Annotated in this window: 11 protein-coding genes; 3 read left to right on the forward strand and 8 right to left on the reverse strand. The window is 38.4% G+C overall.

The genetic code is table 11. The features are described from left to right. The first annotated feature begins 37 nt into the window (after positions 1 to 37). The gene (locus tag EHQ52_RS14960; protein WP_167492219.1) at positions 38 to 1135 is read left to right on the forward strand and encodes an ATP-binding protein; all 1098 of its coding nucleotides are present in this window, start codon (positions 38 to 40) and stop codon (positions 1133 to 1135) included. 2 nt (positions 1136 to 1137) lie between these two features. Here EHQ52_RS14960 and EHQ52_RS14965 read toward each other — a convergent pair whose 3' ends face one another. The 8 genes from EHQ52_RS14965 to EHQ52_RS15000 all read right to left on the reverse strand — a co-directional run bounded on the left by EHQ52_RS14965 (position 1138) and on the right by EHQ52_RS15000 (position 10643). Beyond that, positions 1138 to 2217, reverse strand: coding sequence for a protein-glutamate methylesterase/protein-glutamine glutaminase (locus EHQ52_RS14965; RefSeq protein WP_135615984.1), 1080 nt, complete (start codon positions 2215 to 2217; stop codon positions 1138 to 1140). Further along, positions 2214 to 3023 (reverse strand): CheR family methyltransferase, encoded by an 810-nt coding sequence (locus EHQ52_RS14970; protein ID WP_135615985.1) that lies wholly within the window; start codon positions 3021 to 3023, stop codon positions 2214 to 2216. The genes EHQ52_RS14965 and EHQ52_RS14970 overlap by 4 nt, the downstream gene beginning before the upstream one ends. After that, positions 3020 to 3538 (reverse strand): chemotaxis protein CheW, encoded by a 519-nt coding sequence (locus EHQ52_RS14975; RefSeq protein WP_135615986.1) that lies wholly within the window; start codon positions 3536 to 3538, stop codon positions 3020 to 3022. Before EHQ52_RS14975 ends, EHQ52_RS14970 begins: the two co-directional genes overlap by 4 nt. A 12-nt stretch (positions 3539 to 3550) precedes the next feature. Continuing rightward, positions 3551 to 5962, reverse strand: coding sequence for a methyl-accepting chemotaxis protein (locus EHQ52_RS14980; protein ID WP_135615987.1), 2412 nt, complete (start codon positions 5960 to 5962; stop codon positions 3551 to 3553). Positions 5963 to 5994: 32 nt separating this feature from the next. Beyond that, positions 5995 to 7998: a chemotaxis protein CheA gene (locus EHQ52_RS14985; protein WP_135615988.1), complete on the reverse strand. Its 2004-nt coding sequence runs from the start codon at positions 7996 to 7998 to the stop codon at positions 5995 to 5997. A gap of 2 nt (positions 7999 to 8000) precedes the next feature. Beyond that, positions 8001 to 8300, reverse strand: coding sequence for an STAS domain-containing protein (locus tag EHQ52_RS14990; RefSeq protein WP_135615989.1), 300 nt, complete (start codon positions 8298 to 8300; stop codon positions 8001 to 8003). 24 nt (positions 8301 to 8324) lie between these two features. Next, entirely contained in the window at positions 8325 to 8687 is a 363-nt protein-coding gene (locus tag EHQ52_RS14995) for a response regulator (protein WP_135615990.1), read from the reverse strand. A gap of 687 nt (positions 8688 to 9374) precedes the next feature. Then, positions 9375 to 10643: an ATP-binding response regulator gene (locus EHQ52_RS15000; RefSeq protein WP_135615991.1), complete on the reverse strand. Its 1269-nt coding sequence runs from the start codon at positions 10641 to 10643 to the stop codon at positions 9375 to 9377. A gap of 494 nt (positions 10644 to 11137) precedes the next feature. Between EHQ52_RS15000 and EHQ52_RS15005 the strand changes: the two genes are divergently transcribed. After that, the gene (locus EHQ52_RS15005; protein ID WP_135615992.1) at positions 11138 to 12103 is read left to right on the forward strand and encodes a sodium-dependent bicarbonate transport family permease; all 966 of its coding nucleotides are present in this window, start codon (positions 11138 to 11140) and stop codon (positions 12101 to 12103) included. An 82-nt stretch (positions 12104 to 12185) separates the two neighbouring features. Beyond that, positions 12186 to 12572 carry a DUF1304 domain-containing protein gene (locus EHQ52_RS15010; RefSeq protein WP_135615993.1) on the forward strand — a complete coding sequence of 129 codons (387 nt, stop codon included), beginning with the start codon at positions 12186 to 12188 and terminating at the stop codon, positions 12570 to 12572. Positions 12573 to 12747 lie beyond the last annotated feature (175 nt).

Here is a 12747-nt window from a genome sequence, read left to right on the forward strand (position 1 = left end):
GTCTTCTTTTTGCGACATATCTTCCACAAAAGATTTTTTGGGAAAAAAATATTCCGAATTCGGTCCGGAATTTTTACTAATCGAAGATGATAAATTCAGTCAAGTTTTAAATGGGGCTTCTTTTGAAATTGAAAGTAATTTCGGAGATAGAATTCTACAAATCCGGATCTCTTACATGAAACTTTTCGATCAGGATTCAGGCTTGATCTTTTTGGCGTTTGTGGATCGTACGAAAGAAAATATTAAAATACGAAACGTTTCGAATTTTACTGAGAAACAAATTTCCTTCTTAAAGCAGGAACAGTCCCTATACAGGGAGATCATTTCCATATTCAATTGGAGGCAAGAGATTGAAGGAAAAGGCGGAAATAAGATCTGGATGCAGCAAGCTCTTCCAAATTTGAATACTTCTCTTATGCAGGGATCTGGGATCGGAGCATTAATCACTTCCTTAGGAGCCGTGTTCGAAACGGCTCAAAAGGATGATAATAATGCGATCGTTCCTCTTGCTTTTATGGATTTATTGGAAGAGAATTTTCATGTTACTAAAAGATTGATCAAAACGATGGCGGATGCTCAGATTGTTTTCGAAGGAAATTATCTAAATACGGAAGAAACTTCTTTATCGGAAGCGATAAAGATCGTAGATGAACAAGTGGATTATCTGGACGATATGCTTCAGATCAAAAAGCAGCACGTAGTAATGTCTGTTCTAAAAAAATTGGAATCCCCAAAGATCGTTATTAGCAAGGACGCTTTAAAGACGATAGTCCGGGAGATACTCATCAATGCGATGAAATATTCTCCGGACGGTGCTGAAATTATTATTCTTTATCTTAGAACTGATAATAATTTTATTATGAAGTTTATCAATCCTCCCAATTATAAAGAGATCGAGAACTTAGATTGTAAAAATTCGGAAGAGATTGCCTTATTCCAACCCTTCTTCCGATTGAAAAAGGCAGTCGACGAAAGATATTCCAAAGAGGAATTCGGGATCGGTTTAGGTCTTCCTATCGTAAGAAAACTAGCGGAAGATATGAAAGCTAGAGTTTATTTTACCGTCACAAAGTCCAATATTTATGAAAAGGAAGAAAGGGAAGTCTGCACTTCTTTACAGTTCCCAATGATCTAAAATTAATAACGACTTCCGTTATGCCCTGCTCTTGAAAGGATTTCGGAAGCTATTTTTCTTAAAGGTAATATTGTTTCTGCCGCCCCCAATTCGATCGCTTCTTTGGGCATTCCGAATACGATAGAGCTGGATTCGTCTTGAGCAACGGTATATGCTCCTGTGTTTTTCATCTCTAATAATCCTCTGGCGCCGTCGTCTCCCATTCCGGTCATTATGATCCCTAAAGAATTTTTGCCGACTTGCCTCGAAACAGAACGAAAAAGTACGTCTACGGATGGGCGATGCCGATTGATCGGAGGACCGTCCTTTAAATCTACATAAAATCTAGCTCCGCTCATTCGAACAGTCATGTGTCGGTTTCCGGGGGCGATCACCACTCTACCTGGAGAAATTTCATCTCCCTGTTCCGCTTCTTTCACCTCTAATTGACAGATTGAATTTAAACGTTTAGCGAATTGGGCCGTGAATTTTTCGGGCATATGTTGTACGATCGCGATAGGAGGAGAAAGAGGAGGAAGTTCGGTAAGGATAGTTTCTAACGCATTTGTTCCTCCCGTCGAAGTTCCGATTGCGACTAATTTCCAGGTTGTATCCGCAGAAATCCCATGATTCTGCGATGGCTTGGATACCTGTATACGGTTCGAGTCATGACTATTATGAATTACTAATTTAGAAATCCTGGATTGAGAAGCGGCATGAACTATCCTCAAGAAAGATTCGGCAGATTCTTCTAAAAACCCACCTACGTTTAATTTCGGTTTGGAAATAACGTCTACAGCTCCGGAACTGATTGCTTCCATTGTGATTTTGGCGCCTTCCATGGTAAGGGAAGAACAGATCACAATCGGAGTTGGTCTTTCCGCCATGATCTTTTTTAAAAAGGAAATACCGTCCATCCTTGGCATTTCGATATCCAGAATGATCACATCCGGCCATACGTTTTGCATTTTCTGCAACGCGAATATAGGATCAGAAGCGGTTAAAATTTCGGACACATTGGGGTCTTTTGTAAGGATTGCGCTTAAATTCTGTCGAACGACTGCCGAGTCGTCCACGATCATCACAATATAATGTCCGTTCATATCTTTTGGTAAACTGATGTCCGCATGAGTTTGAAATTGCTGCGGATGCCGGTTAAGGATTCGGAATGGCCTATGATCAGAATAGAACCCGGGGAGAGTACGGATTCGATCTTATCTATTATCATTTGTTTTTCTTTCGATTCGAAATAGATCATTACATTTCTTAGAAATACCAAATTCGGTTGAAAACTTCCAGGCAATTTTTCCAAGGTTGTAAGATTTGCCACTTCGAAACGTATTCTTGATCGGATTTCCTTTGCAAAAGTAAAATACCCAGTATATTCTTCTCTTCCCTTCAAACAATATCGTTTTAAATAATGACCGGGTATCTGTTCCGATCCTTGTAAGGGGTAAAAACCGTTTCTTGCTTTTTCTATACTATCATTGCAGATATCCGTACCCAAGATAGACCAGCTATCCGAGCCCAACTTATCCTGCATGATCAACGCTGCACTGTATGCTTCTTCTCCGGTAGAAGCGGCTGCACTCCAAATTTTAGTAGGAGGATTATCATGATTTGATAATATGTTTTCTAAAAACGTATAGTGTTCAGATTCTCGAAAGAAGTGAGTCACATGAGTGGTGATCAAACTGATGAAAATATTTCTCTCGCCTACATTATGATCGCTTTTGATGATATCTAGATATTCTCCATAAGAAGAACAATTGCAAGCCCTGACCCGCCTGGATAAGCGACTTGCGATCAAGTTTTTCTTTTTTTCGCCCATGCGGATCCCCGTATATTTGAATATCAGGTCTGCGAAGGATACATATTCAGATTGGCTAAGGTTTATGTTCGCACTCATGAAGGTCCTACAAGTGTAAGATCTTCGATCTCTTCATCCGTTTTCCCGTAAAGAGAAACTACTTCGTTGAAATCGAGCATCATAGAAGGATTCAAGAGTATAACGACTCTGTTTTCCAGTTTTCCGATCCCTCGGATAAAATCCGTTTGAATACTCGCTCCGAATGCCGGAACAGGATCTACCAATTCGGGAGGAATAGTTGCAACTTCGTTTACGGAATCCACTAAAATACCTGCGATAATATTTTTATCATCATTAGGAATTTCTAAAATGATAATGCAGGTTCTTTTAGTTGCTTCTATATCTCGATTCTGAAATAATCTTGCCAGGTCCATTACCGAGACAACGTTTCCTCTCAGATTAATCACTCCGCTGATAAATTTGGAAGTCCTGGGAACCCTAGTCGGTTCCCGAAATTCCAAAATTTCCCTAACCTTAAGTATCTCCACACCGAATTCGTCCTGTCCCAGTCGGAACGTGAGATACTGATTTGCATTAATTTGCATTGCTCTCATCGGAAAATCTCCTTAGAAACGACCGAACTTAGATTCGTCGAAATTGTGATTTCCGTTTCTATGTTCTCTATGGTTTCCGGAAGATTTACCAGAGTAAGCCGGTTCCATTAAGGAACTAGAATATGTTTCTTCCATTCCGGTAATTCTGAAATGTTGAACTACTTTTTGCAGACCCTGAGCCTGCGCGGATAATTCTTCCGCCATGCTGGATAACTCTTCCGATGCGGCAGCGTTCTGTTGGGTGACACGATCCAACTGGCTCATCGCCGTGTTGATCTGTCCAACGCCTTGTTTTTGCTCTCTGCTTGCTGCGGAAACTTCCTTGATCAAATCAGAAATTTTGGTTATATTCGGAATAATCTCTTCTATCAGACTTCCCGCTTTTTCGGCGATGTTTACCGAATTTTTAGCAAAATGACTGATCTCTCCCGCATAACTTTGGCTTCTTTCTGCAAGTTTTCGCACTTCGTTGGCTACCACGGCGAAACCCATTCCATGTTCTCCCGCTCTTGCTGCCTCGATAGCTGCATTCAAGGCGAGGAGGTTGGTTTGGTATGCGATATCTTCGACTGAAGTGATCTTTTCCGCGATATCTTTCATAGCCTGCACTGCGAGACGAACTGCTTCTCCACCTTCATTCGCATGGTTGACCATGCTGGACGCCATTACTTCCGTTTGTCTGGAATTGTCCGCGTTTTGCTCGATGGTTGCGGTTATTTCTTCCAGAGAAGCGCTTGTTTCCTCTACGTTAGCCGATTGCTCCGTAGCCCCTTGACTCATAGTTAATGAAGTTGCACTTACTTCTTCTGAAGCACTTGCAAAAGAAGAAGCTGCTTTGCCCACTTCGGATATACTTCTGGAAAGTTTTTCGATAGTGCTATTTACAGAATCTCTTAGTTCTCCCAGTTTACCTTTGTAATTTCCTTTTACGAATTGGGTTAGATCCCCTTGTTCTAAGGAAGATTGGATTTCCATAACCTCGTTGATTGGACTTACGATCGCTTCTAAAGTAGCATTCACTCCTTCAATGATACGTTTGAAATCTCCCTTATGTTTACTTGCATCCGCTCTAGTATCTAATTTTCCTAATACTGCAGCTTCTGCTAATGCGTTCGCATCTTCTATCAGACCCTTGATATTGGATCTTACCTGGTCGATTGCTTCGTTAATGAATCTTTTTTTACCTGGAAGTTTTTCGATGTCGGCGTCCATATTTCCTTCGCCGAATTGTTTGAAACATTCCATTGCCTTTTTCTTAACTGCGATATGGGAGAATACCATATCGTTGATGCCATCGGACATTGTTTTGAAAGCGCCCTTAAATTTAGAGCTATCTATTTTAACATCGATATCTCCTGCCTCATGCTCTTGGGACATTTTGGACATTTCTTGGATGAGACCTTTTATATTTCCTCTTACCTGATCGATTGTTTCGTTGATGAATTGTTTCTTACCTGGAAGTTTTTCAATATCGGCGTCCATATTTCCCTCGCCGAATTGTCTGAAACATTCCATTGCCTTCTTCTTAACTGCGATATGGGAGAATACCATATCGTTGATGCCGTCGGACATTGTTTTGAAAGCTCCTTTGAACTTAGAGCTATCCATTTTAACATCGATATCTCCTGCCTCATGCTCTTGAGACATTTTGGACATTTCGAGCATAAGTTCCTTTAAAGAAGATTGCAGGACAGACAAGTGTAATAGAAGACCGTTTTGATCCAAGCGGTCCATATCGATCTCGCTTGATAGATCTCCTGATGAGATTTTTTTAGCAATTTTGGCTAAGAGAGAGTAGTCGCCACCCAATTGTTGTCGGATCTGAACATTGATTCTCCAGATTAAGATAGCAAATAACGTAATAACCCCTAAGGAAAGGGAAACGATCAGGATAGAAGTGGTAAATATAGATGTTACGGTTGTTTCGGACTTTCTTTTGTTTGATTCCGCAATGTATTCCGAGATTTCTTTTGTCGCCGATAAGAATCGATTCGCAGCTATTTCTTCTCTCGCTCTAAATTCTTTCTCTTCCAAGCCATTCGGGTTTTCCAGAAGTATTCCGCTCGCAAAGGTTTGTAAATATTCTTCGGAAACAAATCTCGCGGAGGAGATTAATTCCTCTTCTTTCTTCTCAGAAAATAGATCCAAACTTTTGGAAAATAATGAGGAGAGACCTTCTTGGTTTTTCTGAATTTTGGATACGATCTCTTGCTTACGAGTTTGATCCGTATTGAAATAATTCTCAAAGACCAAGGACCTTAGATTCGAAAAGTGTGTGGAGGCCTTTTCGATATTTACGGAAAGAGGGGAATCGCCCCCTGCCTTTTGGATCCGGTCCATTTGGTAGATAGACAAACCATCTATAATCCCAAGACCAGCCAATCCTATTATAAACATTGTAAGTAATTTCTGTGCTACGCTCATTTTCTTCCTCCAACTCCCGAGGGGAGCCAATATTATTTATAGGCCCTCGAGAGGGTCGTGATTTGCTGATTCAAATTTGTATTTAATGTTTCTTCGTTATCCATCCTTACCCTGGAAAGTAAGGCTGTTGTATCTATGATCATTGCGACGGAGCCGTCGCCCATCAGAGCGAATCCACTGACGCCTTGGGTATCTTTAAAAAAACCGCCTAACGGTTTAATAACGGAATGAATCCTTCCTAACAATTCGTTGACGATCAGTCCTGCTTGAAGATTTCCAGAACTTACAACTACAAGATTTCTTCTTCCTTCCTCTTTAGGTTCACCGAACCAATCGTTCATATCAACATAAGGTATAATTTTATCCCGTACTTTTATATAATTCTGTTCTCCCACTAAGAACTCCTGCGGATGGAATTCCATACACTCCTTCACCATATCTAAAGGGATTGCATATTGGTTTTTGCCGATCCTCAAAAGGAATCCGTCTATATTTGTAAGTGTAAGCGGCAGAAAGATCTTAAACCTGGTTCCTTTTCCTTTTTCGGAACTGAGCTCTATTCTTCCTCTTAAAGACTCTACATTCTTTTTTACTACGTCGAGCCCGACCCCTCTTCCGGAGAGTTCAGTTACGCTTGCTGCGGTAGAAAAGCCTGGTTCGAATAATAAGGAATAAATCTGATCTTCTTTGATCGCATCGCCTTCTTTATATAAACCTTTTTCTTTGGCTCTGCGTAAAACTACTTCCGGATCTATTCCTTTCCCATCGTCGGAAATCATTATGAGGATCTCTCCAGCTTTGTAGGAAGCTTCCAATACGATCAATGCTTCGGGATTTTTTCCTAATGAGATCCTTTCTTCTTCCGAGGATTCGATCCCGTGGTCTATAGAATTACGGACCATATGAGTGAGAGGATCAATCAGGTTATCTATTAAATTTTTATCAAGTTCTGTTTCTCCGCCTCTAATTTCTAGTCTAACGGATTTTCCGATTTGTTTTCCTAATTCGAATACGACCCTGGAATATCTGCTAAATAAGGTTTGAACAGGAACCATTCTAAGTTTTAAACTGTTGGAACGTATTTCTTCCAAAAGACGAGACATGCGGTGCGTGAGTTCTTCTAAAAATTCATCCTTTGAATGTAAGGCGATTTGTTGCAAAGCAGAAGAGATCACTACAACTTCTCCCACTTGATCTACCACTAAGTCTAATTTATCCGCGTCTACTCGGATACTTCTGGAAGAAGAAGATCTATTCTTGGAATTTCCGTTAGATCTTTCCTGAGATTCACTTTTGTCCGTTTTCGTTTCGGAAAGATCGAAAGGTTCTATTCCGATCTCGATATCCAAGCCTGCGAATTCGAAGGACTCTTGGATCTCTTTTTGAGTGAGTTCGGAATGATAAACGACTTCTATGTCTAAAAAACATTCGGAAGGTTCTATCTCGGTAAATTTAGGGATTCTAGTTTCATTTAATCGGATCTGCGATAGTTTTCCTTTTTCGGAAAGATATCTAAGGAACGGATAAGGATCCAGACCGTTTACAAACAAATTTCTGCCGCAAGAGATAGAAAGTTTCCAAGTTTGGGAGCCATTTGTATCCGGAGTTTTATTCGAAAGTTTAATTTCAGGAAGTAAAGAACCAGGAGATTGTTTTGAAAGATTGAAAATCAAATTTTCTCCTTCCTTCAAAATTTCCTCATTTTCGAATTCTCCCGCCTCGAATGTTTCCAAGCGAAGAAGTAAATGGTCTTTACATTGAAGCACGATCTGAATCAGATCGCCGGAAGGTTCAAGACTACCTGATCGGACTTTGTCTAAGGTCTCTTCCAAAAAGTGTACAAAATCAGAAATTTTAGAAAAATCGTACATTCCCGCTGTACCTTTGATTGTGTGAACCGATCTAAATAGGGAATTTAAAAGTTCCTTTTCTCGATTTCCTTCACCGATACTTACTAAATCCCTTTCTAAGGATTCGAGCATATCTTTGGTCTCGGAAATAAAATCCGCAAAGCCTGGTTTTTCGCGAGGATCCATTTCTATTCCTTCGATGTCGTTTCTGGAATGTGGTTTAGTAGAAAATCTTTATTATAAAATTTTACTATTCTCTCTACGGATTCGGATGAGGATACTACAGCGAGTTTGTTCCCTTTGGATTCCAATTCCTTTTGGATAGAGAGCAAAAACTGCAAGGAAGAAGTATCGAACTCGGTAATTTCGGAAAGATCCAGACTTAGATCCGAATCAGTGTAAGGAAGAAGTTTTGACCGTATCGATTCTAATTTACGAGCCTTCAGTTCTCCTTTTATTTTGATTTTATTCTTACGATTGGTATCCATAGTGGTAAACCGGAATTATATTGATTAAACCACTAATCTGGAGACGGAACTGAGAAGTTGATCCATGCTAAAAGGTTTTGTAATCCAAGCGCGAATACCTTGTGCGACTAACTTGTCCTTCATTGCGGTTTGGGATTCCGTGGTTAACATTACGATGGGAAGAAATTGATAATTGCCGGAAGATTTAACCTTCTCCACGAATTCCACTCCATCCATAATAGGCATATTTACATCGCAAACTACTAATTTAAGATCCGGACTTAATAGTTCTAAACCTTGCGCTCCATTCTCCGCTTCTAATACTTCGTATCCTTTGGATTCAAGAGTTACTTTCACTAGTTTTCGTTGAGCAGGAGAATCGTCTACGATCAGAATTTTCTTGGACATATAGCATATTCCTTTTTGTTAAACCTCATTCGATATCAGGTTAAGAGATCGAATAAGATATTCTTTATATATTTTTATAGAATCCGAATTTTATTTCGAATGAGAAAGGAGTTATTCGCTAAAGTTGTAGATGAATAATAATGCTAACGTTAACAGTTAATTTAATTATTAAAGTAGATTAGCTTTCAACTTTCCTGAAGAAATAGGACGAAGGAAGAAAAAGAATCATTCAATAAATTTATTTTATTTATTAACAAAGATAGTTTTTGAAAAATTGATATTTGATAACACATTCTAATTTTTGTTCTTCAAGATTTATTGATTAGATTAACACATTAATGATTCTTAATGCGTCATTTGATATTGAATGCATGGCAATTAAGTCAAAATATACATATCATTCCGGAAATTTATTGAATAAAGGATATTTCCCCCTTTCGATAGGATCATTTACTACCTAATTTAGGGGAGAGAAGTTAGGCGTGTTTCGAATGCGTTAGTCATTTCTGAATATCAAAACTTGTTCTAAGAGTGGTAATTTAGTTTGGCTTCAAATTATTGGCCAAATTTTGCCGATTTATCGCAGATTCGGGTTTTAGGCCTTCCGGACAGTCCAGGAAGTGCTTTACTAAATTGAGCGATCGTAGCCGCCTTTCAAATATTGGATCAGATTTGTAGTTTCAAACATCAATCTACGATAGGCAGTGAAACTGTGGCGAGTACCACTTCAGCAGGTTTTTCTCCGAGAGAATGATCGATAACATTATGTATAGAGAAAATCCCGCCGTGTTTTTTTATCACGAAGTCCACGATCGTCAATCCTAAGCCTGTAAAATATTCCTCGTCTTCCAATTCTTCATCCACAAAACCTGCGAGTCGATAGAATGGTTGTTTGACTAGTAGCTCCTTGTTTTTAGGAATTCCAGGAATCGATTGTGGATCGAATTCGTTTTTCAGATTGATATTTAAATACCCTCCTGATGCGGAGATGTATATATTTATGACTGAATTATTGGAAGAATATTTCAAAGCATTAATCAATAGTTCTGTAAATATCCGGCTGAGTGAATCTGGGTCTGCATCTATATCGTATCCGCTAGTAGGAAAGGAAATTTGCGGGATTAATACATTCTTCTTTTTACTATATTGTTGGTTAGAATTTTCCAATTTTAATCTAGATTTTTCCAATAAATCATATATCTGGCCGCTGTTCGTTTTTTGAAAAGAATCTTGAAAGTTTTTGTTGAGTATCTCTAAACTTTTTTCGAGAGAGCGAAGTCCTTTTTTAGTATAATATATATTCTCAAAAAGTAATTCTACTACATCGGAGGAGAAGTTATAACTTGATTCTTCCTTTTTAGCGCTTGCTTGTAGTATTTCTACAATGCTTACAATTGCTCCGAATCCTCCTCCGCTAAAAAAACTTTGTTTTAGATTATTTAGTGTACTCTTGGAAAGATCTATATTTTTTTCTAAGTCAGTAAGCCAGGATTGTTTGTAAAGGATCCAATTTAGTTGAGCCTTCAGACGCTCTTCATTTTCCTGAATTAGGATCCTTTCGCTTTCTTTCAGACGTATAAATTCCGAAATCCTATCTAATATTTGGTATAATCTTTCTCTATCGATCGGTTTGATAATATAATCAAATATTCCTAATTTCATTACTTTGATGATAATTTCAGGAACGTCATTTCCTGAAATTACAATGAATAGGGACTCAGGCTTCTTTTCTTTTATCTTTTTGATAAAATCGAATCCGTTCATGACGGGCATTTCCAGATCCACTAAATAAAGGGAATATTCCTTTATTTCTGCCATCTCGCATGCGACTTTTCCGTCTGGGGCAGTATCTGCATCTACGCCGAAACTTTTGGCTAATCTTGCGATGAGATCTCGAGTTTCTCTTTGGTCTTCTACTATTAAGATTGGGTTATGTAGGTTTAATCTGAATATCATTATTAAAACAGAGCGTGTTTTAAATATTTTGCATATAGAAAGGTTCTAAAATATGAACTTTAAGTTTTCGTTATGCAGAACCAATTGCAATGAATTTGGATAACTTTGTAAAGATGAAAAAGTAAAACATTTTTTTTAAATCATGGATGATTAATGGACAATAATTTGTGTAATGCGTTATCCGCTTGTTTGAAAACAAATCTATCGAGAAAAAAATACAGATATAGATTCTTTTCCCCTACCAATATCCTTTCCACTTACTGGTTGCCAAAACGGCATAAATGAACATTACATTTAGATTTAGTAGAGAATTTTCAATATTAAAATTGTCCAAGCTTATATATTTAGAAAGATAATGATTATAAATCGTATTAAAATCTATAAAGGCCTGCCTTAGGTCTATCTATATAGGGAATCTTTAATTGTATTAACTGTGCTGATTGGATGGGAGTTAAATTTATAGATTAGATTTGTTTTGAACTTGGAGGTTTATCATGGACCCAAAACTTCTCTTGGAAAATTTACTCAATCCTCCTGTTTTATTTTTCTTCCTGGGAATTCTTGCGGTATTGCTTAAATCCGGATTAGAAATGCCAGATACTTTATCCAAATTTTTTGGAATGTATTTGATGTTTGCCATCGGCTTTAAGGGTGGATTTGAATTGGCAGAAGCCAAATTTACCTCTGCAAACTTATTTACTTTGATTGCCTGTAGCGGAATGGCTTTACTCGTGCCAATCTATACTTTCTTCATCCTTAGATTAAAATTAGATGTACATAATGCAGCAGCTATAGCTGCAACTTACGGTTCAGTAAGTGCAGGGACATTTGTCACTGCTCACGCATTCTTGAATAATCTACATTTGGAATTTGATGGATTCTTGGTGGCCGGTCTCGCTCTCATGGAATCTCCAGCGATCATTATAGGAGTTGCAATCGATCGTATTGCGAAAAAGAATTTGGGTGGAGAGTTTTCCTGGAAAGAACTTCTGAGAGAAGCTTTCTTAGGAGGATCCATTTTTCTTTTAATCGGTTCTTTGATTATAGGTATGTTGACTGGCGAAAGCGGCTGGAACGCGGAAAAACCTTTTGCTGATGCTCTTTTTAAAGGAATGCTTTCCTTCTTTCTTTTGGACATGGGCTTGGTCGCAGCAAAAAAACTGAAGGATTTGAAAACTGCAGGTGCTTTTTTAGTGATCTTTGCGATCTTAGTTCCTTTGGTCAACGCCTCCATTGGATTAGGCCTTGCTAAACTGATCGGTATGACTGGTCCGGATGCGTTCATGTTCATGATACTTTGTGCTTCAGCTTCTTATATTGCTGTTGGTGCAGCGATGAGAACTTCTGTCCCTGAAGCAAATCCAAGTTTGTATCTACCGATGTCTCTCGCAGTTACATTTCCCTTTAATGTAATTATTGGAATTCCTTTATACTGGTTTGCAGTCCAACACTACTTGTAAGTGATTTATATAAGATTCCTTCTTTACAAAAAAGAATATTGAATTAAAACTCCACGGGATTTATATCCGAGGAGAGAATGGAATGATATTAGCAGTAAGAATTTTAGCAGCTATTGTCGGCTTATTGCATGTATGGATCTTCATAATGGAAAGTGTATTATGGATGCGTCCTCGTATCCACAGAAGATTTGGAGTGACTGATACAAAATTAGCAGAAGCAATGAAAGGTGTCTTTTTGAACCAAGGATTCTATAATCTATTTCTTGCTATCGGTGCATTGTACGGAGCCATCTTTTTCGAGATGCATTCATGTCATGCTCCTGCGATCTTAGCATTCTCTTGTCTTTCCGTTTTTGGGGCAGGGCTTGTATTATTAGTTTCTAAACCTGCGATGGCAAGGGCTGCGATTATCCAAGGACTACCTCCTTTGATTGCAGTTATTTTATATTTTATTTCCATGAACGAATAAAATTTGAATATATTCGCCCGGAAAGTTTTAAGGAAGTTCTTAGGATTTTTTCGGGCGTAACAATTACTAAGACACACAGTTGTAATCTATCTTTCAAAAATTTACTTGTGAGAATTGTTTAAAATCGGACTCTTAAGCTAACGTTCGCAAGTTGAAAAATAAAAAGCTCGCATCC

This window comes from Leptospira koniambonensis, assembly GCF_004769555.1.
GTDB lineage: Bacteria > Spirochaetota > Leptospiria > Leptospirales > Leptospiraceae > Leptospira_B > Leptospira_B koniambonensis.

Coding starts and splice junctions, on each gene's coding strand:
- EHQ52_RS14965 (WP_135615984.1), bottom strand. CDS start 2,217: ATGAACGGACATTATATTGTGATGATCGTGGACGACTCGGCAGTCGTT.
- EHQ52_RS14970 (WP_135615985.1), bottom strand. CDS start 3,023: ATGAGTGCGAACATAAACCTTAGCCAATCTGAATATGTATCCTTCGCA.
- EHQ52_RS14975 (WP_135615986.1), bottom strand. CDS start 3,538: ATGAGAGCAATGCAAATTAATGCAAATCAGTATCTCACGTTCCGACTG.
- EHQ52_RS14980 (WP_135615987.1), bottom strand. CDS start 5,962: ATGAGCGTAGCACAGAAATTACTTACAATGTTTATAATAGGATTGGCT.
- EHQ52_RS14985 (WP_135615988.1), bottom strand. CDS start 7,998: ATGGATCCTCGCGAAAAACCAGGCTTTGCGGATTTTATTTCCGAGACC.
- EHQ52_RS14990 (WP_135615989.1), bottom strand. CDS start 8,300: ATGGATACCAATCGTAAGAATAAAATCAAAATAAAAGGAGAACTGAAG.
- EHQ52_RS14995 (WP_135615990.1), bottom strand. CDS start 8,687: ATGTCCAAGAAAATTCTGATCGTAGACGATTCTCCTGCTCAACGAAAA.
- EHQ52_RS15000 (WP_135615991.1), bottom strand. CDS start 10,643: ATGATATTCAGATTAAACCTACATAACCCAATCTTAATAGTAGAAGAC.
- EHQ52_RS15005 (WP_135615992.1), top strand. CDS start 11,138: ATGGACCCAAAACTTCTCTTGGAAAATTTACTCAATCCTCCTGTTTTA.
- EHQ52_RS15010 (WP_135615993.1), top strand. CDS start 12,186: ATGATATTAGCAGTAAGAATTTTAGCAGCTATTGTCGGCTTATTGCAT.